Source organism: Dyadobacter sp. SG02 (genome assembly GCF_900109045.1).
In the GTDB taxonomy this organism is placed as follows: Bacteria; Bacteroidota; Bacteroidia; order Cytophagales; family Spirosomataceae; genus Dyadobacter.
In genome coordinates this window covers 578,787-603,699 of the sequence record NZ_FNYL01000004.1, presented here as the reverse complement: position 1 = coordinate 603,699, position 24,913 = coordinate 578,787, and the positions used below count along the sequence as shown (strand labels likewise).

Genomic DNA, 24,913 nt, shown 5'->3' with positions numbered 1-24,913 from the left:
AACCTAACAGTGAGAATGCAATGAAAAAAAGAGTAGCCATATTAGGTTCGACGGGTTCTATCGGTACCCAGGCCCTCGAAGTGATCGCCGCGCACCCTGATATTTTTTCTGTTTCGGTGCTTACCGCCGGCGGCAATGCGGATCTGCTCATTGAGCAGGCCGTAAAATTCAAGCCGGATGAGGTTGTTATTTGCAATGAAGCGCATTACGAAAGGGTGAAAGCCGCTCTTTTTCCTTTCAGCATTAAAGTATACAACGGCGCAGACGCATTGGCTTCGGTCGTGGAATCGGATCATGTGGATGTGGTGCTGACGGCCATGGTAGGTTATGCGGGCCTGATACCGACCATTCACGCTATCAAAGCTGGAAAAGACATTGCATTAGCCAATAAAGAAACGCTCGTAGTAGCCGGTGAAGTGATTACCGCATTAGCGAAGCAGCATAATGTCAACATTTACCCCGTCGATTCGGAGCATTCGGCGATATTCCAATGCCTTGCCGGAGAATGGGAGAATAGCATTGAAAAGATCATATTAACTGCCTCAGGTGGTCCGTTCCGAGGAAAAGACCGCGCATTCCTCGCGCACGTTACGAAGGCGCAGGCGCTCAAACACCCGAATTGGAGCATGGGCGCGAAGATCACCATCGATTCGGCGACGCTGATGAACAAGGGCCTGGAAGTGATCGAAGCCAAATGGCTCTTTGACCTGAATGCTTCGCAGATAGACGTGATCGTGCATCCGCAGAGCATTGTGCATTCGCTGGTACAGTTCGGGGATGGGAGTATCAAGGCGCAAATGGGGTTGCCGGATATGAAACTGCCCATTCAGTATGCCCTCAATTATCCTTTGAGAGTGAAATCGGATTTTCCACGGTTCAATTTCATGGATTACCCAACGCTTACCTTCGAAAAGCCCGACCTGGAAACATTCCGGAACCTGGCAATTGCCTACGAAGCCTTAGAAAAAGGGGGAAATGCCGCTTGCATCGTCAATGCTGCCAATGAAATTGCCGTTGACGCATTCCTGCACGATAAGATTGGTTTTCTGGATATTTCGGACGTTATTGTCGAAAGCCTTGCCAAAATCGTGTTCATAGGGAATCCTTCAATCGACGATTACGTTCAGACGAACGAGGCCACAAGGCGTTTTGCTTCCGAAATGATACAGGTCAAAGTATAAATGAAAACCACCTTGCTTAAATACTTGTCTGTTGCGCTTGCCAGTACATTGAAATTCTTCGGAGGGCCGATTGCGGGGGTTGTGTTAAAACTGACCTGGATCGAAACCGCCCTTTGCTCGGCTGTGGGTATGATGTTCACGGTGTTCGTGCTCACGTACCTGGGCGGGGCGATCCGTAATCTCATTCAGAAAAAACGAAAATCTCCACCCAAAAAATTCACCAAAACCAACCGCATTGCCGTCAATATCTGGCGCAAATTCGGGATCGTCGGCATTGCATTCCTCACGCCGCCGCTGTTCACGCCGCTTTTCGGGCCTATCCTGGCGGTCGCATTCCGTGTACCGAAGGCTTCGATATTCATGTGGATGTCAGCGAGCGCGCTCGTATGGGGGCTCGCGATCTCCTACATTGCGCACAAGATGACATTCATCCAGGAGTGGATTAAATAATCTTGCATTACCGGCTGACTTCCTTCTTCGGCGCGGTGGTTTTCTTCATGAAGTCGCCTTGCGAGAAGTATTTTTCGATGAGGCAGTACATCAATATAAAGAAGTACCTGCTCCCCATTTCCTTGATTTTCAGCTTCGATTCGCCGTATTTCCGGTTTGTCCAGCTATTGGGCACCACGGCGTAGTTATAGCCGCGTACCATGGCTTTGAGGGGTAATTCAATGGTCAAATTGAAGTGAGGTGCCAGAAATGGTTTGATACCCTCGATCGTTTCGCGCTTGTAGAGCTTGAAAGCATTAGTAGTATCATTGTATTTAATGCCCATTACCATGCGCACGATGGCATTCGCCACGCGGTTGATCACCTTTTTTAATGCCGGATAATCGATCACCTGGCCGCCTTTTTCCCAGCGCGAACCGAAAACGCAGTCGTAATCGCCTTCCAGCATTTTGTAATAAAACTTCACGAGATCCTCGGGATCATCGGACATATCGGCCATGAAAACGGCCACACAATCACCTTTAAACCGTTCCAAACCGTAGCGAACCGCATAACCGAAGCCATTCGGGCCGGGATTGGTGTAATAAACCAATGTAGGGATTTGAAGTGAAAGCTCATCCAGCACACGCAATGTTCCATCCTTCGAATTGTCGTTGGTGACGCAAATTTCGTGGGGGATATTGTACTTATTTAATGTATTGTGTAAAGATACAAGCGTGTGAGTGATCGATTCTTCTTCGTTATATGCTGGTATTACGACGCTTAGCTTCATAAATGTATTTCGTGTTAAACAGTACAAATTAAAGATTATTAATTCGAACTGCCAATTTTTTCAAGGCTGGTAAGGAGCTTGTCGTAGCGTTGCAGGGTCTGGTTGACAGTCGCATTATAGCGTCCGTCGAGCCATTTGCCTACGTTTTCAAACATCTCCTTTCTGTTTTGTAAAAACTTAAAATTCGTGTGTGCGTGTACATTGCTCAGGCCCGCACTATGCTTGCGGTAGACGCCCATGACATCAGGTAAATACCCGATCTTGCCTTTCGCAGCCAGTTGGAACATGATCGCCCAATCGCCTGCCGCGGCTTTGGCGTGCCATTCGGCGAAGTCTTCGGTGAGGAAATGGTTGCGGTAAACCCAGCTGGCTGTGGCCATAAACCATTTGTCTTCCAGTAAATCTTCAATGGTAGAAACCGCTTTCTGATCGGCCGCGTTGAAGAAATGTGAAGGTGAGCCATCTTCGTAAATGACCTCCATATTGTGATGGCAAACAGCAAAATCACGGTTCTGATCGAGGAAATCGACCTGTTTTTGCAATTTTAATGGGTCGGTCCAGTAATCGTCGCCTTCGCACATGGCTACGTATTCGCCTTTGCAGGCTTTCAGTAGTTGCAGCACATTGTTGCGCCCGGCAAACTCGCGGGGCTCTTTCGGGCCCTGGTTTTCAGAATGCAGAAAAGCCCGGATCACGCCGGGCTTCTGTGCAGAATATTTGCGAATAATCTCCGGCGTCGCGTCGGTAGAGGCATCATCCCCGATTACAATTTCAAAATCGAAGCTGGTTTGCTGCATGAATGCGCCTTCCAGCATTTTGCCTATGTATTGCTCGTGGTTGTACGTCGGGACGCAAACGGAAAGTTTCATTCTAATTTTAGCTAAAAACCTCTTTCAGTTGCTCCACCGTCGGGAAATTCGGGGTTACGAGCTCTGTTTCGGGTTTATAAATGTACGCCATCGGGTAGCCGCGCTCGATGAATGTCGGCTCGTCGAGATTGTTGTAACGCAGCTGAACGGACCAGCGGATGTTGTTGGTAATGTTGTTACCCGACTGGTGGATGAGGAATGCCGAGAAAATGAGGATATCACCGACTTTGAATTCGGTTTGAACAAAGTCTTCATCCTTTAACTCAACAGTAATGCCTCCCTGATAACCGGAGGTCGTCGAAGCCTGCAAGCCGATCTTATGGCTGCCCGGGATCACCTGCAACGCGCCGATATCAGCCCCTGCATCGACCATCGGGAACCAGATCACCGCGCTGTCGAGCGAGCCCTGACCCGTCCGCCAGTCCTGGTGTGCGTCGAGTTTCCAATGCTTGCTGCCGTCCTTCGACAAAAAGCGGCTGTTGAACTGCATGGCCGCGCGTGCGCCGATAATGGGTGCGGAAAGGCCGACATCTTTCAAAAGGTTTTCGATCACCGGATCCACGCCCAAGCGGTGCAGCGGGAACGAATGCTGAACCGTTTTGCCTGTGCTTACGAAACCATCGAAGTCTTTTTCGAAGAACTCGAACATCGCGTTTTCGAAGGTATCGCGGTCGTCGATATCGACGGTTTTGCCCGTTACGCGCTTGATCTGCGTCGCAAAAATCTGGCGGGCATCGGTATATATTGCATTAATGACGTCCTTGTCGAGTTGGTTTCTCAAAAGGACATAACCATCTCGGTTGAACTGCTCCTGAAGTGTACTCATTGTGCGATCACGTTTGTGACATTTAATGGTGATTTCTTCAAAATTATCTCGCCATTGTTGCTGAGGCTATGACCTGCCTCAGGTTATTTCAGAATATTAATCTTCCCAAACCGCATAACCAAATCCCGCCGCGCCGAAGCCATTACCATTATAAAGGAGGTAGCGCTTGCCATTGTGCTGGTAGAAATTGGCATAATCGATCATTTCGTAGTCGAAATCTTCCGGGTTGTCGGATTTCGCGATGCCTACCAAATGGTCCTTACGCTCCCAGGTCGTGCCGTCGGCCGACTCGGCGTAGCCCAGGCGATAGCTCTGGTTGCGGTCGGTGCGGTAGTCGCGGGAATGGCGGTAGGAATAGTACATTTTGTAAATACCATCTTCCTTGAAAACACTCGGGCGGCCTACTGCGTGCAGGAAGTCGTCGAAATCCAATGTCGGAATGTCGCTGATCTCCCAGCGGATACCGTCTTTGGAAGTTGCCGATTGTGCGCGGTAGTAAGGCTCGGGGTAATCGTGGATCACCTCGCATTTGTGGCCCGAGATGTACCACATGCGCCAGGTTCCGTCATCGTCGATCAACACCGAAGGCTGCGCGGCCCAGAGCGGGTTTTCGATGCTGCGGTCCATAATGGGGCCACGGAACATCTTTTTGAATGTGATACCACCGTCGTGGCTTACCGACAAGCCCATTGATAAACGGTAGGAGTTCCAGGTACGGTTCCAGCCGGTGTAATAGAGCCAGATGTCGCCGTTCGGGCGGTCGACAAACCAGGCTGGCATTGCGCCGGTTTCGTCGTATTCACCCGGGCCACCGAGTTCGAGCACGGGCTTGTCGTGTATGTAAAGGATCTTTTTGGGATCGTCGTAATCCACATCTATGAATGTCGGCCGCGATTGGGTGCTGTTATCCCTTGTCGAGAAATAGATCCTCAGAAAATCCTTGTGTTTATAGGCAAATGGCACCTGCGCATGGCTCTGACTGTGCGCCAGACTGCCGTCAGGTTTATAAATAACTCCTTTTTTAACCCACATCGGAACGTTGAATTTTTGGTATTGAAAAATGGCGTAATGCTTAGTCGACTGCTTTTTCAGCACGCAGGCGCCAGTTATCAACGAAATCTTTGCCCGGGATAGGCAGATCGATATCCACTTCCGGCGCTTTTGCGGTTACGCGGTATTCCATCACATAAAATGCATTTCCAAACACGTAATGCAGCTTGAAGTTCTCGATATTGGTCGGAACGTCTTCAAGGGGCACCTCCGCGCGGAACAATGGGTTCGCTTTCAGCAAAGTAGCGTAAGTAGGAGTGTTCCGAAGCCACGGGGCTACACTTTCATCGCCTACCACCACTTTTCCACCGGGTTTAACCACGCGGGTCAGCTCGTCGAATGCGCGTTTCCGTTCCGAAAAGGTATTAATGCCTCCGAAATGGAACACGGCGTCGAAAGTATCGTCCGGGAAGGGCAGGTAAGAGCCGTTTCCGAGGAAGTAATGCACGTCAAGATCGCTGGTATCGAGTTTTTCCTGCGCCAGTTTCAACATATTAGGCGAAAGGTCGGACAACACGGCAGTTCCGCCGGGCCTTACTTTGTCGAGGATCAATGCAGAATCCTTACCGGTTCCGGCGCCTACTTCGAGGGCTTTCATGCCCGGTTTCAGCTCCATCAGATCAATAAAAAAGCGGCGGGTAGCAGCTTCATCCGAATGGTTCAGGGTTTCGAAAACCCAGGAAACGCCTTTGTCGTAGCGAAGGAAAGCCTGGTCGTACAAGTATTGTTCGCGGGCATCTTCGGGTAGCAATTCTTTGGGATACAGCATATTGACAATGCCGGTGTCTCCAACTTCATAAACTGTGCCGTCTTCGCTTTTGAGAGATTTGCCGTCTTCGGCTATGGTTAAAGGGGTTCCTGTGCGTGGGCAAACCAGTGATTCTAAAAACTCCTGTTGATTCATTTTTGCGTGTCTGATTGATTCATATCCGGTCAAAATTACCCTTTTTCTTTGGAACACCAGCCAATGCGAGGCGCGTTCTTAGCAAATGGGCGATGTGTTTTCTGTTGCATGGTGACGATACCGCGCCATTTTTTTATTATTACCTTTGAATGTTTTGTAAAGACAACCCGTAGTACTTCAATATCATGTCCCAGCTTCAGGAAAAAATCAAAGCGCTTGCCAAGGATCAGTCGGAAGACATTATTGCCCACCGCCATCATTTGCATAGTAACCCCGAGTTATCATTCGAAGAGTTCAAAACGGCTAAATACGTTGCATCGGAGCTCACAGCAATTGGCCTTCAACCCGAAGAAGGCATTGCCGGAACGGGCGTGGTAGCGATCATCGAAGGGCGTAATCCTGGTAAAAAAATCGTCGGCCTGCGTGCCGATATGGACGCATTGCCGATCCTTGAAGCGAACGATGTGCCTTATAAATCAACGATCCCGGGTGTGATGCATGCGTGTGGGCACGATGTGCACACGTCGTCGCTCCTGGGTACGGCGCGTATCCTGCACGCACTGCGCGAGGAGTTCGAGGGTACGATCAAGTTGGTGTTCCAACCGGCCGAGGAAAAAGCACCGGGCGGCGCTTCATTGATGATCAAGGAAGGTGTTCTGGAAAATCCCAGACCCGCCAGCATGGTAGGCCAGCACGTGGCTCCTAATATCCCGGTGGGTAAAATCGGTTTCCGCGAGGGAATGTATATGGCCAGCACCGACGAATTGTATCTGACTGTGAAAGGAAAAGGAGGCCACGCAGCGGCGCCACACCAGTTGGTGGATCCGGTTTTAATGGCGTCCCACATCATAGTTGCATTGCAGCAGATCATCAGCCGCAATCGCAACCCTGCCAATCCGTCGGTACTCTCATTCGGCCGTTTCATTGCCGATGGCGTGACGAATGTGATTCCCAATGAAGTTACCATTCAGGGAACGTGGCGGTGTATGGACGAGGAATGGCGTGAGGACGGTCTGCGCCGCATGAAGAAAATGGCTGAAAATATCGCCGAAGCGATGGGCGGAAGTTGCGAATTCGAAATCGTGAAAGGTTATCCTTTCCTGAAAAACCATCCTGAACTGACCAGACGCACCAGAACTGCCGCCATTGGCTACATGGGCGCCGAAAACGTCATCGACCTCGACCTCTGGATGGCCGGCGAAGATTTCGCATTTTACTCACAGGTAGTCGACTCGTGCTTCTACCGCCTGGGAACGCGCAATGAGGCACGCGGAATCATTTCCGGCGTGCACACACCTACATTCGATATCGACGAAAGCGCTCTCGAAATTTCGACCGGCCTTATGAGTTGGCTGGCAATTTCTGAGCTGAATGCTTAGGGATATACCTTTTGAAATAACTGTTGATTTTCAATGTGATCACACCAAAGATGGCTTCCTTGAAAATGCCTTTTGACATTTTTGAGGCGCCTTTGGTACGGTCGGTGAAGATGATCGGTACCTCGGTAATGCTGAAACCGTATTTCCACGAGTTAAACTTCATCTCGATCTGGAATGCGTAACCGATAAACCGGATATTGTCGAGATTGATCGTATTCAGCACTTTGGCGGTGTAGCAGATGAAACCGGCAGTAGGGTCCATGATCGGCATTCCGGTGATCGTCCGAACGTAATATCCTGCGAAATAGGACATCAAAACGCGGTTGATCGGCCAGTTCACCACATTCACGCCGGTAATATACCGCGAGCCAACCGCCACATCGTGGCCTTCGTTCGCACACGCGTTGTACAGGCGGATCAGGTCCTCTGGCGGATGCGAGAAGTCGGCATCCATTTCGAAAATATAATTATACCCTTTTTCTAGCGCCCATTTGAAGCCGTGGATGTAAGCGGTACCCAGACCCAGTTTTCCCTTTCTTTCTACGAGGTGAAGGCCTGAAAATTCCTTCATTAACTCCTTGACAATCCCTGCGGTGCCGTCCGGCGACCCGTCGTCTATAATCAACAGGTCAAACGGATGTTTCAGGCTGAAAACCTTCCGGATAATGGCTTCAACATTTTCAAGTTCGTTGTAGGTAGGGATAACTACAATGCAATCGTTCACAGAAATTGTCCAGTTTAGAAGTTAAATGCGTAGTATAGAGCGCGATACAAAAAATTCAGAGCTTAATATTGTTATTTTTCTCCCGATCCTCAATTTTCTTGTTCACTTTTTCGTAAATGGTCGTCATGCGCTCGGGATGGCTCATATAGTAAGAATAGCTCTCGCGGTATGCCGTCGTATCAACCTTGTGCTTTTTCCAGATATCACTTTTCAAACGGTTAAATATCATGAGCGACGAATCGAGCGATTTGAGCTGCAAACGGTTCACGCGCGATTCGGCCAGGTGGACGTCGGTCAGGATGGCTGCCATCTTGTCCTCAGATAATGTGCCTTTCGGTGGCTTTTCCTCTTCGGAGCAGGCCGAAAACAGCAGCGAAAAGAGCGCCAGGAGGCTTATACCGGTCGTGAATTTCATCGCAGGGCGTAGCTTACTATCAAAATACCTATCTTTGTTTTAGGTACACCAGACGACAAAGGTGGTGATTTTTTTGCAAAACTTATGTTTGAGCAGTTCCTGGGAAAGTTAAGGAAGTATGAAATCCGGATGCGGAAAGCGGTGACCAGCGAGCGTCACGGCAATTTCCATTCGGTATTCAAAGGGTCCGGCCTGGAATTCGACGACCTGCGCTTGTACCAGTATGGCGACGACGTGCGGGCGATCGACTGGAACACTTCTGCGAAGGGGCATGGGACATTTGTCAAGATTTTTAAAGAGGATAAAGAGCAAACGGCCTTCTTCATGCTCGACGTAAGCGCGTCGCAGCAGGTGGGGGAGATCAAGAAACTCAAAATCGATATTGCGAAGGAAATATGCGGGGTGCTCACGCTCTCGGCCATTCAGGAAGCGAGCCGGGTAGGGTTGCTCTGTTTTTCGGATAAAAATGAGCGGTACATTCGCCCTTCCGACGGTATGAAACATGGTTACGGCCTCATTTCAGAGCTTTACAAACTCGTTCCCGAATCGACCAAAACCAATATCGCCGAGGCCATTCTGGTTGCATTGAATGTGCTCCGCCGCCGCAGCCTGATATTCCTGATCTCCGATTTCATCGATAACAACTACCAGCATAACCTCAAAGCACTGGCCCGCAAGCACGACCTCATTGTGATCCATTTGTATGATTCGAGGGAGGTGAACCTGCCCGGATTAGGCATTATCCCGCTTTACGATGCGGAAAAGAAGACGACCGTTTGGGTGAACACATCCTCCAAACAATACCGTGAGGAAATGGCCAATCGCTTCGGCAAGCGCAGCGCCGAGCTCGAAAGGCTGTGCCATCAGAACCGCGCCGACTATATTTCCATTAATACCCAGGAAGACTATGTGCCGGCGCTGATCCATTTGTTTAAGGTGAGGCGTTATACCAAAAGTACGGCCAATGGCTAGGGTTTTTCAGGTAATCTTCTCGGTCGCAATAGGCTTTTTGTTGTGCTTTTCGGGCATGGCAAGAGATGTACGCAAACAGCGGACAAGCCCGAAAGGTGTTTTCCTGACCGACAGCGTGGAAGTCGGCAAGCCTGTTTACTTTTCGCTGAGCGTCCGCCACAGCCCCGAGTCCGAGATATTCTTTCCCGACAGTACCTACGACTTTTCGCCTTTCGAGCTGGTATCGCAGAGAACATTTGTGTCCAGTACCGATGCCCGCGGCACGCTCGACAGCGCGGTTTACCACCTCATTTCGTTCGACGTTTCGAAAGTTCAAAAGCTCCGCTTACCTGTTTTTGTATTCCAAAAAAAGGATTGCACAGCCGTTTACACCGCACCCGATTCGGTTTTGCTTATTAAAAGCAATAATATCGATCTCAAAAAAAAGCCGGTATTGAAGGAGGAAACGGCACTTGCCGTCCTGAGCCGCGAATTCAACTTTTCCATGCTGATCGGTTCGGTAGCATTGATTATCGGCGTGGTGGGTAGCATTTACTGGGTTTTTGGCCGGGATATATACAAACAATGGCAGCTGCTCAAATTACAGCGCCGGCATTTGGAATATGTGCGCTCGTTCAACCGCCTCATGCGTAGCGCGCGCGAGAAGGGCAATATCAAAGACGCCGAAAAGGCCATTATCATATGGAAAAACTACCTGGAAAGGTTGGAAAAAAAGCCTTTTGCAACTTATACTACACGTGAAATCATCGATAATATGCCCGACGACGCACTGGCCGATGCCCTGAAAAACATGGACAGCATTGTGTACGGACAAGGGCGGTCGGGGAATATGGAAACATACCTTGAAGTGCTCAAAACGGGCGCTACACGCTTGTATAGGGCAAAAAGGAAGTTTGTACTCGACAGTCCCATCGCTTAACCCGGTCATTTGAATGGAAAACTGGTTTTCACTGGAATGGTTTGGGTACAACACGCTGAGGTCTTACGAATGGGTATATCCCTATTTCCTCTATCTACTGCCGTTGATTCCTTTCTTGTTTTGGTTGAGGAACGCATTACACCGCAAGCACAAGCAGCGGCTCACCATTACCTACACTTCCGTCACAGGTTTCCGGAGCTGGCTTACATTGCTGCGGTTTGTCCAACCTGTTTGCGTAGGCCTGGCGATTTGCCTCATTCTGGTCGCATTGGCCCGGCCACAGGTGGTTTCGGAGAGGAAAGACCAATATTCGGAGGGTATCGACATTATGCTGCTGCTGGACATTTCGGATTCGATGATTGAAAAGGACCTGAGCCCAAACCGCCTCGAAGCGGCCAAGCGAATGGCGCGGCAGTTTATCAAAGGCAGGTTGCAGGACCGGATCGGCCTGATCGTTTTTGCTGGCGAGGCCGTATCGCTCTGCCCGCTTACCACCGATTACGAATTATTATACGGTTTCCTCGACGAAGTCAATCCGAGCCTCATCCCTACGCCCGGAACGGCGATCGGCAGTGCATTGGCGGTAGCTGTGAACAGAATGCGTGATACGCCCGGCGAGAGCAAGGTCGCGATCCTGATCAGCGACGGCGATAATACCTCGGGTAACCTCGGACCGACGACCTCGGCGCAACTGGCTAATGCATTCGGGGTGAAGGTCTATACCATTTCAGTTGGTCGACCTAAAAAGATGTCGAAAGCCGATACTACGGCCAATGCGGGGGCATTAATGGATGAAGGAGAGCTGCAAAATATTGCGGGAATCGGCAACGGTAAGTATTTTCGCGCTACCGATAACACGACACTGGAAACGGTCTTCAAACAGATCGACCAGTTGGAGAAAGTGAAATCCCGCGATATACTGTCGCGCGACGTGAAGGATTACTACCGTGTTTACCTCTATTGGGCAGTTGCATTGCTGCTCGCAGCTATCGGTACGAAGGGTACATTTATGGCCAACATTCTGGAAGATTGATGCTGAAAGCTTATTACAATATCGATGCCATCGAGGCGGGGTTGGATGAAGTAGGAAGGGGCTGCCTGGCAGGACCTGTGGTGGCCGCGGCAGTAATTTTGCCGCGTGATTACAAGCATTCATTCCTGAACGATTCCAAGCAACTTACCAAAGCGCAACGTTTGGAACTGGAAAAGGAAATCATCCGCGAATCCATTTCCTGGGCCGTGGCCGAGGTGGATAATGTTGAAATTGATAAAATCAATATCCTGAAAGCGAGTTTTCTGGCCATGCACCGGGCGATCGACAAGCTACGGGTGCGTCCCGAGCATTTACTGGTCGACGGTAACCGCTTCACGCCTTACCCGATGATCCCGCACACCTGCATTATCAAGGGCGACGCGCATTACCTGTCGATTGCAGCCGCCTCGGTTCTGGCAAAAAATTACCGGGACGAGCTGATGAGCAACTTATCCCGGCAATTCCCGCATTATGGCTGGGAACAGAATGTCGGTTATCCGACGATCCATCACCGCAAGGCGATCGTGCTGCACGGCCCGTGCTCGTATCACCGGATGACATTCAAATTGATCAAAGAAGAAGCCGATCAGTCGGTCGAGGAAACGGAAGACTTGGGCTTTTTGTAAAGTGGTACAGTACTGCAAGGCTCGCCGAACATCAGGCTTTGTACAACGGGTTTCAGCAATTTGCTCACCGCTACATAGGCCGAAACTGGCACATCCACCTTGCTGCAACCTTTTACTACCACCCGTTTTCCTGCAAATTCCTCCGCATTGAGCTTGGCAATAGCGTCGGAGAAGAGTTTGTCTTCCAAAGCATTCAAATCACCGAAAACAAATGCATTCGCGTAAGGTTCCAGCTGCACGGCAAGCAGCATATAGGCCCAGGTAGGTACAATGGCGTCTTCCGAGCAAATTATTGCCACATTTTTGCCCTGGTACTGCGACCAGTCGTGGCTTTTAAGAAAGTCGCGGAAATCCTTTTCCCGCAGGATCATGCCCTGCCAGAGGTTGTCCTTAATATCGTAAACAATGCGTTCGCCGGGATGGTAAAGCTCTTCGAGGTCGAGAGACATAATGCCGCTGGTGGCAACCCGGTTTACAATTTCGTCAGTTTCCATGCTAAAAATCCATTTACAAAAAGGCTAACAACAAAATGCGGGCGATTGTTTGGCGAAACTTGTAAAATCGTTGTTTACTGCACCAATGTACTGGCTTTCCGCGGTGCGGGCGACATGAAATCTTTCAGGTAATAGGGTTCAAATGACGCCACATCCTCGAACCGGGCATTTTGAAAAGCGATCGTACCCAGCTGGCCGACGGTTTTAGCCGAAGGTTTAATATCCGTTGCCGGGAAAACCGCATTCGAATGTTTTTCCAATATCGGCTTGCATTTCGCGGCGCCATCGCCGAAGAATACGACCTTATGATTCGTCAGCACGTCTTCAAAAGAATTTTCATTCATAATCACCGCCTGTGTTTCCTGTACGAATGCATTGCTATCATCGAAAACGGCCGAATAGACCTCCATACGTCGCGCGTCGATCATCGGGCAGAACAAATGTCCGGGAAAAAATGGAGCGAGTTGTAGGGCCATCGCCTGCAAGGTATTGATGGCGATCAGCGGCTTGTCGAGCGCGTAGCACAGGCCCTTGGCTGTGGATACGCCCACGCGCAGGCCGGTATACGAGCCGGGGCCTTTTGCGACCACGATCGCGTCGATATCCGGGAGTTCGAATCCCGCGTGCGTCACGCTGTCGCGCATGAGCGTGGTGAGCATGGCCGACGAGGATTTATCGGTGAAAAGATCGTAGGCAGCCAGCAAGCCCGTATCATTGTGAACGGCTACTGAGCATCCGCGGATCGAGGTGTCGATACTTAATAGAAGCATATAAAAACAAAAAGCCCGCCGCGAGCGACGGGCCGGATGGTATTATTTCTTTTTCAAAAGCTGGCTGTAACGGGCCGGTTCTTTGAAAAGCGCCAGCGCCGCTTTTACTTCGGGATCTTCATTGAAAGAAGCCTCCCGCATGCCTTTTTCCAGGTAGTAATGCTTGATAATCTCTTCTTCGAGTATTCTTTTGATCTCGGGTTTGAAGATTTGGAGGTCGTTATCCTTGCTGTGTGAAAGTTTGGATTTCAATGCTTTCAGTTGATCTTCAATTACTTCCAATGATTTTTCCTTCTTGGCGGAGGCTTCCAGATCGTTCAGGTCGCGTTCTACCTGTGTGGTGTAGTCGTATTCCTTGTCGCCCAGCCATTTGGTAAACGCAGCATAATCGGCGTCTGTCAGGTGAAATTCCTTGGCAGGTTTAATGGTCGGGTGTTCGAAATGGTATTTCACCGCGTAATCGAAGAACAACCGGTTACGGCCCAGCGAAATGGCCAGTGGTGAATAGTTTTCCTTCTCAGTAATAATGTCGGGCAAAATACCGCCACCGTCAAATACCACACGGCCATTGCGCGTCTTGAACTCGGTCATGAGCGAATCGGGGATCTTACCTACGCTGCCGTCGTCGTTGCGATGGCTGTAATCGATCGCCTGGATGCACCGGCCGCTTGGAATGTAATATTTGGCAGTGGTGATCTTCATTTTAGTATTGAATGAAAGGTCACGCGTGGTTTGCACGAGGCCTTTTCCGTAAGTCCGCTGACCGATCAATACGCCGCGGTCGTAATCCTGAATGACGCCGGAAACAATTTCTGCCGCGGACGCGCTGCGGTTATTGGTCAGAACCACAACCGGTATTTCAGTATCGAGCGCAGGATTGTAAGCCGTGTAGGTTTTGTTCCATTCACTTACTTTTCCTTTGGTCGACACCACTTCCTCACCTTTTGGAATGAATATATTCGAGATTTCAATGGCCATATTCAGCAAGCCGCCCGGGTTATCGCGCAGGTCGAGCACGACCGATTTCATGCCTTTGCCTTTCAGCTCCTGGAATGCATTACGGACTTCTCTGGAAGCGGTGGCGGTGAAGTCTTTTAGATCGATATAACCCACCTCCTCGTTCAGCATCCCGTAGTAGGGCACATTGGTTACCTTCACGATGTCACGGTTCAGTGAGATTTCGAGTGGCTTGGTAATTCCATAGCGCTTTACCGTCAGCTTCACGGCCGTCTGGGTCTGGCCTTTGAGCAGTTTTCCCGTGTCGAAGTCCTCGCGGGTCGAAAGGTCGATATCGTTGATTTTCGTAATCTCGTCGCCGAGTTGCAATCCCGCTTTTTGTGCCGGGGTATCTTCATATACCATCATCACGGTATGCTTGCCGTCGGCGGAATTGACCATCGCACCAATGCCGTTGTATTTGCCGGTGGTCAGGGTCATGTAGTCCTCGATGTCGTCCTCGGCGTAGTATACGGTGTAAGGATCGAGCGAGCGGAGCATATTATCGATACTGGTCTTGATCAGCTGGTTGGGATTGATCTCATCGACATAATACGCATTCAATTCCTTGAAAAGCGTCGCATAGATGTCCAGATTTCGCGCGATTTCGAAAAGGCGGTCGTCCTGACGGAAGGAAACGAATGCGAGCCCACCCACAACCGGAGCGGCCAGCAAAATGGAACGAAGATACTTTTTCATCTATGTTCAGGAATTGGATTGTTCTTTGAGAAAGGCGGGCGGCAGTTTTTCGAGCTTTTTGAGCGACTGCTTCATGGCCGTTTCAATAACGTCATATGAGGTTATTTCTTTTGCAAGATACAAAAAAGCAATGTAGGAAGGGCGCGTTTCGGCGGGTAATGCAGCGAGCGCAGATTTGTGTAGCCGGTAAGCCTCACGGCAACGCCGACGGATCAGATTGCGGTCGACCGCTTTCTTGAAATTCCTTTTGGAAATGGAAAAGAGGACTTGCGGAAGAAGCGAAGGCGTTTGCTGATCATAAATATACAGCAGCCTGAATGGATAGAGGTAGAACGTTTGAACCTCCGGACTGCTCTTTTTGAAAAGCCTGCCGATAATGCGGAGGTTACATAGCCGCTCGTTCTTACCAAATGTTTGTTTCAAGTTCTTGTAGAAAAAAATGTCTGATAAGTTTGTGATTTTCAAACTTATCAGACTATGGAAGACTCAGGCGTCCTCTACTCAAACCTTCAAGCGTTGCTTATTGCTTGTGACGTTTTTCGTCAGAAACAGTCAGTTTCCAACGACCTTTTTTACGACGGCCAGCAACTACTTTGCGTCCGTTTGCCGTGGACATTCTCTCACGGAATCCGTGCTTGTTTCTCCTCTTACGATTCGATGGTTGAAAGGTACGTTTCATCTCAGTATCAAATTATTGCGATATAAATCTCTGTCTACCCGTATTTTTGGCTTGCAAAGGTAGATAAAAAAATTAATCAAGTCAAAATTTCTATATTTTTTTCAGAAATAGTCTGTTAGCGAGGCTATTTCGGGATATATGCGTGCAATCGCTGGCGGTGTGAATGCGAAAAGGGAACTATAACGGGAAAATAATGTCAGGCAAATGCCTGAACGGACAATTGCGTGCGGGAGCGCTGTCGTGCCTAGGCCGACATCAGGTTGTAAGCTGAATAATTTTTGATAAACAATTCGCGTACATCTTCGATCTGATGTGTCAGAAGCCAGGTTCTGAAACGGATCGCGTCCTCAGCCTCGTGGTGAACTATGCGTCCGCCCGAAAGCAACAGTGTGAAGGTTTTATGGGTTTGCAGGAATCGGCGGATTTGGGCCGCACTATGTTCGAAGCCGGAGAAATAAGGGTTGGTCATAATCATATTCGCATGGCATCATGAGTAAATCAACGGCAAGATACAATATTGTAGGCGTTGTTGTATAAAATTGTAGAATAAATTTAAATTTTACTCTTAATTCCTTACAAATCTAATGCAAAAACTGTAAAATAATATGTCACCGATGGCAAATAATTTTCGATATGCTTTTTTTGACGACTTGGCGAATACATTGACAATGATAGAAATACATCCGGAGCTATTGAGACAACTATTGTAACTGATCGTCGGATTTGAGTATGTCGAACACGATGTGAAATTCGCAGCCATTGTGATTGTCTGCAAAAACGGAAAGGTTGATCAGGCGGGCTACCTCTTTGACGATTACAAGGCCGAAGCCTTTCGGGGATGCATTGCCGTAAGAATCTGAATGCGCGGAGGCGGGGTTGTTGAACCACTCGCGGACTTCCTCGTCGATGCCTTTGCCGGAATCGGCTATGACGAGATGCACAGCATGAGCGCTAATGCTCGAAAAAATGCGGATCTGGCCGTTGCGGGCATATTTACTCGCGTTATCGATCAGGTTATGGATCACTACCGACAGGAGTTCAGGGTTGGAACGGACTGTCAGACCGGATGATACGTCGTTCGAAACCTCATTCCCATACAGCAGAAATACTTTTTCAAACAATATCAATTTCTGTGCGATCAGTTCCGACAGATCGACCTGGCTCTTCTCCACTTTACTGTGATAAAGCGTTGTCCGCACGTAGCTGAGCAGGTTATCGAGGAAATTGGTCATCTGCACCAGGCTTTGTTCCAGTGCATTACCTACTTCGTTGAGCATCTTGTATTGCCCCATTTCATTGAGCTTCGGGATTTGCCGGGATGCCTGCGTAACATATTTCAGCGGCGCGCGCACATCATGCGTGATGGATGCGATCAGGTGCGCCTGAATGTTCAGTTGGCGGCTCAACTCGTTCTGGGATTCTTTTAATGCGGCCGTCCGCTCGGTTACGGCGCGTTCGAGGTCTTCGTTCCGTTTTTCGATCGACCGTGTGCGCCGTTTGAAAAAAGCATATGTAGCGAGCAGGAGCAAGCTCAGGAGCAATGTCCTGGACCACCAGGTTTCGTACCATTTCGGGGCGATGATGAATACCAGTCGTTTGGTAGAATAATTGTTCGATCCGAATCCATTCAGTTTCCGGATCGAAAGAACGTAGCGCCCGCTGCCAAGCCCGTTGAAAACAATCTCGCCGCCCTCGCGCACAGGCAGCCATGAACCGGTTTGTTGGTGGCTTGTCAACTGGTAATCGATCTGTACATTATCCGGATGCCCGAAATAGGGCGTCGAAAGCGAAAACTTGATAAATTCAAAATCGTTGTCGAGCTGCAATGTGTCGCCTTTGCCCATCCTTTTGCCATTGTATTCGATCCGGTCGATGAGGAGCGGCTTGTCGGGCAACTGCGGGCCTATTTTCGCAGGATTGAAATAGACCAGCCCGCTGATGGAAGGCATGGAGAACTGCCCGTCGGGTAGTATCAGCGTGCAGGGAATGCAGCCGCCGTTGAATTCGCTGGTGGGGAAGCCGCTTTCGTAGTCGTAATACAGGTAATAGAGATTTTTATCGGGCTGCTTGGCGAATTCGAGCAGGTCATTGGCTTTCATCTGAAACAAGCCTTTGTTGGTGGGTACCCAAAAGCAGCCGTTTTTGTCCTCGGTAATGCAATGCGCGGAGCTCAGATGCCTTTTTCTGTCTGTCGGAAAAAGCGTGGCGTGGTTGTTTTTTATCAGAAATAGGCCCTCCCCGGAGATCGTTCCCCAAACTTCCATTTCATCTTCTGCCCGTCGCAGAAACAGCGAATGCACGGAGCTGTTCCCGAAGTTTCGAATCTTTTCAACGCGGAAACCTGGAAATGTAAAGCGGTACAGGCCGGAGCCCGTGCCCATCCAGAAGGTGCTTTTCCTCGGGTCCGGCGATTTGTCTTGCGATATGAACGTGATATGGACATTCAGTCCGGCAATTCTGATGAAGGTCCATTTAAGTGTTTTCATATCGAACCTTTGCAGAAGCCCGTCTCTGTGCCCCAGCCAGAGGTTGCCGTCCAGATCGACATAGGAAATGCACACATCGTCGCCGATACGCCATTTGCCCAGCAATCGGGTGCCTTGCTCATTGAACAGGAAAATCGTGTCCCTTTTGGAGCCCCAGATGTAACCCGTCTTTGTTGCAAACGGCCCCCAGCCTTGGAACTTATTCGTGATCAGAGGGCCTGCTTCCGCCTTCGAAAGAATATCGTAAGCGCCGAAATTGGTGAGGATGTAGCGGTTTTTGTACAGGCTTTGTTCATGAAAGGAATATCCCTCGCTCTTCCGGAAAGCTGAAAATTGCTTTTTGGTAAAAACAAATAGCCCTTTGGTATGGCTGCCCAGGAGCAGTAATCCGCTGTCTTTATCGTAAAAAGAGCTGATGATTTTGTTCTCGTTGGTATCGAACCCTTCGAGCAGCAACGTAGTATTGAAAGTATCGCGCCCGGTGATATCGACGCTGAAAATACGGCCGCCGGAAGCAAGTAAAAGCGTTTTTGAGAAGGTATTCCAAATGATTTCCAGGTTGGTAGCGCTGCCGGCACTGCCCTCCGCAATATCACCGGTGATCGTGATCGGGTGCGGGCCCTCGCGGTCAACCCGGTAGACGCTTGCATTCGGCCGGTCGAAATGGTACAGATCCTGGCCAATTGTGAAATAGTCAATCGCTTTTTTGGAAGAAACCTGCTTTCGATAGGCCAGTTTGCCTTTTTGAAAGTAAGTCACGCTGCTAGTGTCGCACACGTAGTAATTGCCCGGCGAAACCGGGAAAACGACACCCTTCCAGTAATAATCATAAATGTGCCGGTTTGTAAGCTCGAAGGCAATACAATAACTTTTCGCGAGGTCGCCGTACGAAATCAGTTTTTTGAATTCGTTTTTGTACAAATCGGTTTTCGTAAGGCCGCCGCCGGAAACTTTGTAAGCCTCGTCCGCTTCGAGGAGAATGTAAGGCCCGTCGTCCGAAAGCCCGCGGAAGCTCTGGATGACGCGATTGGAGGAAAATTTCGCATTGGAGCTGTTGAAAACATAAAAATTCCGGCCATCGAACCTCGCCAGGCCGTCTTCCGTGCCGAACCAAAAGAACCCGGCATCGTCGCGGACAATCGTTTTTACGCTGTTTTGCGGTAGGCCCGTTTCGGCTGTATAATGCCTTAACGCATAGCGATCGGACTTAAAGTTGATTTCCTGGGCCCGTGCGGCGAGGGCCGTCAGAAGGCAGGTAATGCTAAATACGAGGGAAAGGGCGCGGCTCATATATGGTCTGGCAACAAGGCATTGCAAAGTAGCGCAAATAATGCTTGCCGACCATCGCATTGAAGAAACTCTACAAATGCAAAAAAGCCACCTTCTTTCGAAAGTGGCTTTGGCCTGTGTAGCGGGAGCTGGACTCGAACCAGCGACCTTTGGGTTATGAGCCCAACGAGCTACCAACTGCTCCATCCCGCGGTGTCGTTGAATTGGAGTGCAAACATACAACAAATGTTTTACAGAAAACAACTATTTTTGTGAAAACTTTTCAAAAAAGTTTGCTTCTAACTTTCTGACATCGATTTTATGAGTTCATACACAGTCGCTTCCGGTTTCGGGTGGCGCATGCATCAGGTGCTGCTGATCAGGTTGCTCGGCATCATGATTTTATTTACCATTTGCCGGATTCTCTTTTTTTTCTTCAATCAATCGTTTTTTCCGGAGGTAACCCTGGCGGTCGCGCCGCGTTTGTTCCTCGGAGGCTTGCGCTTCGACCTCGTGGCGGTGCTTTACACGAATGCCCTTTATGTTTTCCTGACGCTCATTCCCGTCACATTCAAGTACCGGCCGGGGTTCCGGAAGTTTCTGGACTATCTTTTTATCATTACCAACAGCATTGCCCTGCTCGCCAACTGCGCCGATTTTATCTACTACCGTTTTACCATCAAAAGGAGTACCTGGTCGGTTTTGCAGGAATTTTCGCATGAAAACAACATGCACAAGCTGTTTGGCGGCTTTATAGTGAATTATTGGTACGTGGTGCTCGTGTGGATAATGCTTGTGGCGCTGGTGGTATATATCACGCGTCGCTGGCAGGTGAATGCCAAACCCGCTCGCCCGGCCTGGCAGATATTCCTCGTGCACAGTGTATTGATGACCGTTTCGGTATTCCTTTTTATCGGCGGGGTAAAGGGTGGCTTCCGGCACAGTACCCGGCCTATTACGCTGAGCAATGCAGGCGAGTACGTCGATAAGCCCAAAGAAATGTTCATCGTGCTGAACACCCCGTTCTGCATTTTCAAGACCCTGAAACGTTCCGATTACCAGCGGGCCAGTTTTTTTAAATCGGAGCAGGAAATGAATGCGGTTTACTCGCCGATCCACTATCCCGATCCCAACGCGCCCGCATTTCAACCGAAAAACGTCGTGATCCTGATCTGGGAAAGTTTTGGAAAGGAAATGGTAGGGACATTCAATCGCGATCTCGAAAACGGTACTTACAAGGGCTACACGCCATTCATCGATTCGCTGATGCAGCACAGCAAGGTGCATTGGTATTCATTTGCCAACGGGGCCAAGTCGATCGAGGCTATTCCATCGGTGCTTACGAGCATTCCGGGCATTATGGAGCCATTCATTCTCACGCGGTATACAGACAACAAGCTGCCCAGCCTGCCCGAAATGCTGCAAGCAAAGGGCTACCATACCTCGTTTTTCCACGGGGCACCGAATGGCTCGATGGGTTTCAAGGCATTCACAAACCTGATCGGTATTAAAGATTATTATGGTAAAACCGAATACGACAACGATGCCGATTATGACGGCATCTGGGGCATTTGGGACGAGGAGTTCTTGCAGTTCTGGTCCAAAAAGCTGGATACCTTTCAGGAGCCGTTCATGAGCACATTGTTTACGGTATCCTCGCATGACCCGTACAAGGTGCCTGCGCGCTACCAGGGCAAGTTCCCGAAAGGCCCGCTGCCGATATACGAATGCATGGGCTATACCGACAATGCATTGCGCCGGTTCTTCGATTCCGCCAAAATCAAGCCCTGGTTCAAGAATACATTATTTGTAATAACCGCCGATCACTCAGCCACATTTGCCCATTATCCCCAATACCAGACCTCGGTAGGGAATTTCTCGATACCCATTCTGTTTTACGCGCCGGGCGACGTTGCGCCGAGTGACGCCTCGCCGGGCGACGTTGCGCCGGGCACCGACAGCACGCGCCTCGTTCAGCAAATCGACATTATGCCATCCATTCTAGGGCTTCTGCATTACGACAAACCCTATTTTGGATTCGGGAAAAATGTGTTCGGGAACCCTCCGATCAATTTCGCTGTCAACTATGATGGCGTCTATCAATGGTTCAATGGGCCGTATGTTTTGCAATTTGATGGCCGGAAAACCGTAGGTTTGTATAAATATCAGGAAGACAAGCTTTTGAAAAATAACCTTGCAGGCCGGGTTCCGGAGGTTCAAGGGCCTATGGAATTGCAGGTTAAGGCATTTATCCAGCAATATTCGAACCGGATGCTGGACGACCGGCTCACGGTAACACCTTAGGTAACACGTTTTTGGGAAGCTGAAAAAAGTGAAGAAGTAATTTTTATGGAAGAAAAAGCCGAAAATAATACCGAGTTACGCAACCACCGGGCTGGTTTTGTGAGCATTATCGGAAAGCCCAATGTCGGGAAATCGACGCTGATGAACGTGCTCGTGGGCGAGAGGATGTCGATCATCACCTCCAAGGCGCAAACGACCCGCCACCGCATTATCGGGATTTTGAATGGAAAGCATGAAGATATCCCGTTCCAGCTCGTGTATTCGGATACGCCGGGGGTGATCAAACCATCCTACAAGCTGCACGACTCGATGATGACTTTTGTAAAAGGGTCGCTGGAAGATGCCGATGTAGTGCTTTTTGTCGTGGAAATAGGGGAGAAAGCAGCCGAGCATGAGGTATTGCCGTTGTTGAAACGCACCGAATCGCCGGTCGTGCTGGTACTGAACAAAATCGACCTTTCGAACGACGAGGAAGTGAAAGCGAAAATGGCCGAATGGGAGGATGAAATCCACCCCGCCGCCATTATACCGATCTCCGCATTGGAAAATGCAAACATTGGGACATTGTTCGATGCGGTCGTGACGCGCCTGCCTTTCCACCCGCCTTATTTCGATGAGGATGAACTTACCGACAAGCCGGAGCGTTTCTTTGCTTCGGAAATTATCCGCGAAAAAATCTTCTTGAATTACCGCCAGGAAATTCCATACAGCTCCGAAGTAGTAATCACTGAATTTAAGGACAAGGACGACATCATTGTGATCCGCGCAGAAATTCTGGTCGAACGTAAAAGCCAGAAGGGGATCATTATTGGTGAAAAAGGGGAAATGCTGAAAAAAGTAGGTACACAGGCCCGCCAGGATCTGGAAGATTTCTTTGGCAAAAAAGTTTTCCTCGAACAGCACGTAAAGGTAGAACCGGATTGGAGGAGCAAGGAAAACAAGCTGCGCCAGCTGGGTTATCAGGAATAAATTTTAAATAAATCGAATGAAGAGCAGGCGCCAGACCGGCTCGGATCATATTAATAGTAAAAAAATGGCAAATATAATATCGATTGTTGGTCGTCCGAACGTGGGCAAATCCACTTTGTTCAACCGCCTTACCGAAAGCCGGAAGGCCATTATGGACAACCAGAGCGGCGTAACCCGCGACAGGCACTATGGTTACGGCGAATGGACCGACCAATATTTCACAGTAATCGACACGGGAGGTTATGTAGTAGGCTCCGAAGATATTTTTGAAGGCGCAATCCGCGACCAGGTGGAGCTCGCGATCGAGGAATCCACGGTCGTTCTCTTTATGGTCGATACCATGACCGGACTTACCGACCTCGACAAAGACTTCGCAAATGTGCTCCGTCGGTTCAATAAGCCGGTTTATCTCGTAGCCAATAAAGCCGAGACTACTGAACGTTATCAGTCGGCAGGTGAGTTTTATGAATTGGGTTTGGGTGATGAAATTTTCGCGATTTCCGCACAAACCGGCTTCGGTACGGGAGAATTACTTGACAAAGTAATCCAGCATTTCGAAACAGCCGGGATCGAAAACCCGGAAGAAGGTATCCCGCGCATCGCGATCATGGGTCGTCCAAATGTAGGTAAATCTTCGTTCCTGAACGTACTCACCGGCACCGATCGCAGTATTGTTACCGACATCGCAGGTACCACGCGCGACGCGATCCACACCCATTACAATGCGTTCGGGATGAATTTTATCCTGACAGACACCGCCGGTATCCGCCGTAAATCACGCGTGAAGGAGGATATCGAATTTTACTCGACGCTTCGCTCGGTAAAAGCAATGGAGGAATCCGACGTTTGTATCGTCCTGCTCGACGCAACGTTGGGGCTCGAAGGCCAGGATATGAACATTATCGGTCAGGCCGACAAAGCCAAGAAAGGCATTGTGATCATGGTCAACAAATGGGATTTGGTTGAGAAAGACTCTAAAACCGCCGATCAATACAAAAAAGCGCTGCTGGAAAAGCTCGCGCCAATGAACTATATGCCGATCATTTTCGCCTCGGTAGTTGAAAAACAGCGCATTCACCAGGTGATGGAGAAAGCAATGGAGGTTTATCAGAACAAAACCAAGAAAATTACCACTTCGAAACTGAACGAGGTCATGCAGGCGGAGATCGAGAAATACCCGCCCCCGGCACATCGCGGTAAGTATATCAATATCAAATACATGATCCAGCTGCCGACGCCGTCGCCGACGTTTGTCTTTTTCAGTAGCCATCCGAAACATGTGAAGGAGCCATATTTGCGCTACCTGGAAAACCGTTTGCGCGACAACTTCGATTTTTCGGGTGTACCGATCACGATATTCTTTCGCGAGAAATAGGAAGAGGATAATGTCATTAAGAAAGCGCCGGCCGGGTTTTTCCTGGTCGGCGCTTTTGCAATTTATCCGTAACCTGCTACTGTTCAGCTGGAAATTTTTACGGTTCGTCTTTTTTCGAATATCTCGAGCAACCTTTTATATTACTTTTACATCTGTTATCCGGTCAGCCACGGTACTTTGACCACATTCGGAAAAATTTTCGAAAAAAATGTTAAAAACAAGGTACTATGTATTGCAAGATACCTAATGAAACATATACCTTTGTAAGGTCAATTAGTTACACATAATTCAGCCAGAATTCTTAACGATTGCATACAAGCCATGAAAACACTCAGAATCTTAATATTACTTACCATAATCAGCCTGCAAGCCAGCGCGACAGGCTATGTGCACAACATGTTTGTAGCACACAGAAAGTTGCAGTCAGGCAAGGAATGTGTAACTGAAAAGGCCATTGCGAGAAAAGCCAAGCCTGTTTTGAAAGCGAAAGCTCCTGTGCAGGTGAAGCACGCGCGTATGATCAAAAACACCGCTGCCAACACGCAGGCGGCCGGAATCATGACTTTGAATGCCCGCGTTCTGGAAGAAGGGCCGGCTGCATTCTTTGAAAGCGAGTCAGAAGAAAGCGAAGGAGAATCGATGGTAACCAAGCTGGTAAGCGCAGTGAGATGCGTGGTTTTCACCTTCATTCCGAAGTTGGGTCATTCGTAAGAAATACTGACATGATAAAATCAAAAAGCTGCGGGAGTCGA

General features: G+C 49.3%; 25 protein-coding genes and 1 tRNA gene. 11 read left to right on the top strand and 15 right to left on the bottom strand.

The genetic code is table 11. From position 1 onward, the window contains the following. Positions 1 to 20 precede the first annotated feature (20 nt). Together BMW93_RS12740 and BMW93_RS12735 are read left to right on the top strand one after the other, a co-directional pair. Positions 21 to 1,181, top strand: coding sequence for a 1-deoxy-D-xylulose-5-phosphate reductoisomerase (locus BMW93_RS12740; RefSeq protein WP_090376131.1), 1,161 nt, complete (start codon positions 21 to 23; stop codon positions 1,179 to 1,181). Continuing rightward, entirely contained in the window at positions 1,182 to 1,631 is a 450-nt protein-coding gene (locus tag BMW93_RS12735; RefSeq protein ID WP_090376127.1) for a hypothetical protein, read from the top strand. A 7-nt stretch (positions 1,632 to 1,638) separates the two neighbouring features. Here BMW93_RS12735 and BMW93_RS12730 read toward each other — a convergent pair whose 3' ends face one another. From BMW93_RS12730 to BMW93_RS12710, 5 genes are all read right to left on the bottom strand, one after another. Then, positions 1,639 to 2,403: a glycosyltransferase family 2 protein gene (locus BMW93_RS12730; protein WP_090376125.1), complete on the bottom strand. Its 765-nt coding sequence runs from the start codon at positions 2,401 to 2,403 to the stop codon at positions 1,639 to 1,641. A 38-nt stretch (positions 2,404 to 2,441) separates the two neighbouring features. Then, a complete protein-coding gene (locus BMW93_RS12725) occupies positions 2,442 to 3,272 on the bottom strand; it encodes a glycosyltransferase (protein WP_090376122.1) in 831 nt (276 codons plus the stop codon). A 7-nt stretch (positions 3,273 to 3,279) separates the two neighbouring features. Beyond that, complete coding sequence (locus BMW93_RS12720; protein WP_090376120.1) at positions 3,280 to 4,098, bottom strand: phytanoyl-CoA dioxygenase family protein; 819 nt, start codon at positions 4,096 to 4,098, stop codon at positions 3,280 to 3,282. Positions 4,099 to 4,194: 96 nt separating this feature from the next. Next, entirely contained in the window at positions 4,195 to 5,130 is a 936-nt protein-coding gene (locus tag BMW93_RS12715) for a hypothetical protein (RefSeq protein WP_090376284.1), read from the bottom strand. A gap of 40 nt (positions 5,131 to 5,170) precedes the next feature. Next, entirely contained in the window at positions 5,171 to 6,052 is an 882-nt protein-coding gene (locus BMW93_RS12710) for a class I SAM-dependent methyltransferase (RefSeq protein ID WP_090376118.1), read from the bottom strand. Between the two features lie 185 nt (positions 6,053 to 6,237). Between BMW93_RS12710 and BMW93_RS12705 the strand changes: the two genes are divergently transcribed. Continuing rightward, complete coding sequence (locus BMW93_RS12705; protein ID WP_090376115.1) at positions 6,238 to 7,431, top strand: M20 family metallopeptidase; 1,194 nt, start codon at positions 6,238 to 6,240, stop codon at positions 7,429 to 7,431. On the opposite strand, the gene BMW93_RS12700 is transcribed toward BMW93_RS12705, so the two are convergent. Together BMW93_RS12700 and BMW93_RS12695 are read right to left on the bottom strand one after the other, a co-directional pair. Then, positions 7,394 to 8,155 (bottom strand): polyprenol monophosphomannose synthase, encoded by a 762-nt coding sequence (locus BMW93_RS12700; RefSeq protein WP_090376113.1) that lies wholly within the window; start codon positions 8,153 to 8,155, stop codon positions 7,394 to 7,396. The genes BMW93_RS12705 and BMW93_RS12700 overlap by 38 nt on opposite strands. 55 nt (positions 8,156 to 8,210) lie before the next feature. Continuing rightward, positions 8,211 to 8,570, bottom strand: a complete 360-nt coding sequence (locus tag BMW93_RS12695) for a DUF4296 domain-containing protein (RefSeq protein WP_090376110.1) — start codon at positions 8,568 to 8,570, stop codon at positions 8,211 to 8,213. 84 nt (positions 8,571 to 8,654) lie between these two features. Between BMW93_RS12695 and BMW93_RS12690 the strand changes: the two genes are divergently transcribed. From BMW93_RS12690 to BMW93_RS12675, 4 genes are read left to right on the top strand one after another with little or no spacing between them, the layout of a single operon-like run. After that, positions 8,655 to 9,542, top strand: a complete 888-nt coding sequence (locus BMW93_RS12690) for a DUF58 domain-containing protein (RefSeq protein WP_090376107.1) — start codon at positions 8,655 to 8,657, stop codon at positions 9,540 to 9,542. Further along, positions 9,535 to 10,461, top strand: a complete 927-nt coding sequence (locus tag BMW93_RS12685) for a hypothetical protein (RefSeq protein ID WP_090376104.1) — start codon at positions 9,535 to 9,537, stop codon at positions 10,459 to 10,461. Before BMW93_RS12690 ends, BMW93_RS12685 begins: the two co-directional genes overlap by 8 nt. A gap of 13 nt (positions 10,462 to 10,474) precedes the next feature. Further along, positions 10,475 to 11,494 carry a VWA domain-containing protein gene (locus tag BMW93_RS12680; RefSeq protein ID WP_090376101.1) on the top strand — a complete coding sequence of 340 codons (1,020 nt, stop codon included), beginning with the start codon at positions 10,475 to 10,477 and terminating at the stop codon, positions 11,492 to 11,494. Then, the gene (locus BMW93_RS12675; protein ID WP_090376098.1) at positions 11,494 to 12,120 is read left to right on the top strand and encodes a ribonuclease HII; all 627 of its coding nucleotides are present in this window, start codon (positions 11,494 to 11,496) and stop codon (positions 12,118 to 12,120) included. The genes BMW93_RS12680 and BMW93_RS12675 overlap by 1 nt, the downstream gene beginning before the upstream one ends. On the opposite strand, the gene BMW93_RS12670 is transcribed toward BMW93_RS12675, so the two are convergent. The 8 genes from BMW93_RS12670 to BMW93_RS12635 all read right to left on the bottom strand — a co-directional run bounded on the left by BMW93_RS12670 (position 12,081) and on the right by BMW93_RS12635 (position 19,726). Continuing rightward, positions 12,081 to 12,614, bottom strand: coding sequence for a DUF2480 family protein (locus BMW93_RS12670; protein WP_090376096.1), 534 nt, complete (start codon positions 12,612 to 12,614; stop codon positions 12,081 to 12,083). The genes BMW93_RS12675 and BMW93_RS12670 overlap by 40 nt on opposite strands. A gap of 74 nt (positions 12,615 to 12,688) precedes the next feature. After that, a complete protein-coding gene (tsaB, locus tag BMW93_RS12665; RefSeq protein ID WP_090376093.1) occupies positions 12,689 to 13,384 on the bottom strand; it encodes a tRNA (adenosine(37)-N6)-threonylcarbamoyltransferase complex dimerization subunit type 1 TsaB in 696 nt (231 codons plus the stop codon). A gap of 42 nt (positions 13,385 to 13,426) precedes the next feature. After that, a complete protein-coding gene (locus BMW93_RS12660) occupies positions 13,427 to 15,079 on the bottom strand; it encodes a S41 family peptidase (RefSeq protein WP_090376090.1) in 1,653 nt (550 codons plus the stop codon). A 6-nt stretch (positions 15,080 to 15,085) separates the two neighbouring features. Further along, entirely contained in the window at positions 15,086 to 15,502 is a 417-nt protein-coding gene (locus tag BMW93_RS12655; RefSeq protein ID WP_090376281.1) for a ribonuclease P protein component, read from the bottom strand. A gap of 97 nt (positions 15,503 to 15,599) precedes the next feature. Next, a complete protein-coding gene (gene rpmH, locus BMW93_RS12650) occupies positions 15,600 to 15,758 on the bottom strand; it encodes a 50S ribosomal protein L34 (protein ID WP_015813300.1) in 159 nt (52 codons plus the stop codon). A gap of 244 nt (positions 15,759 to 16,002) precedes the next feature. Next, positions 16,003 to 16,227 (bottom strand): hypothetical protein, encoded by a 225-nt coding sequence (locus BMW93_RS12645; RefSeq protein ID WP_229240400.1) that lies wholly within the window; start codon positions 16,225 to 16,227, stop codon positions 16,003 to 16,005. Positions 16,228 to 16,459: 232 nt separating this feature from the next. Then, on the bottom strand, positions 16,460 to 19,534 hold the full coding sequence (locus BMW93_RS12640) for an ATP-binding protein (protein WP_177194077.1): 3,075 nt from the start codon (positions 19,532 to 19,534) through the stop codon (positions 16,460 to 16,462). Between the two features lie 119 nt (positions 19,535 to 19,653). Next, positions 19,654 to 19,726, bottom strand: a tRNA-Met gene (locus BMW93_RS12635). Positions 19,727 to 19,834: 108 nt separating this feature from the next. Here BMW93_RS12635 and BMW93_RS12630 point away from each other — a divergent pair. From BMW93_RS12630 to BMW93_RS12615, 4 genes are all read left to right on the top strand, one after another. After that, positions 19,835 to 21,817 carry an LTA synthase family protein gene (locus BMW93_RS12630; protein WP_090376084.1) on the top strand — a complete coding sequence of 661 codons (1,983 nt, stop codon included), beginning with the start codon at positions 19,835 to 19,837 and terminating at the stop codon, positions 21,815 to 21,817. A 45-nt stretch (positions 21,818 to 21,862) separates the two neighbouring features. Beyond that, complete coding sequence (gene era, locus BMW93_RS12625) at positions 21,863 to 22,786, top strand: GTPase Era (RefSeq protein ID WP_090376081.1); 924 nt, start codon at positions 21,863 to 21,865, stop codon at positions 22,784 to 22,786. Positions 22,787 to 22,850: 64 nt separating this feature from the next. Then, a complete protein-coding gene (der, locus tag BMW93_RS12620) occupies positions 22,851 to 24,161 on the top strand; it encodes a ribosome biogenesis GTPase Der (protein WP_090376279.1) in 1,311 nt (436 codons plus the stop codon). Positions 24,162 to 24,482: 321 nt separating this feature from the next. Continuing rightward, positions 24,483 to 24,872 (top strand): hypothetical protein, encoded by a 390-nt coding sequence (locus BMW93_RS12615; protein ID WP_090376078.1) that lies wholly within the window; start codon positions 24,483 to 24,485, stop codon positions 24,870 to 24,872. Positions 24,873 to 24,913: the final 41 nt, after the last annotated feature.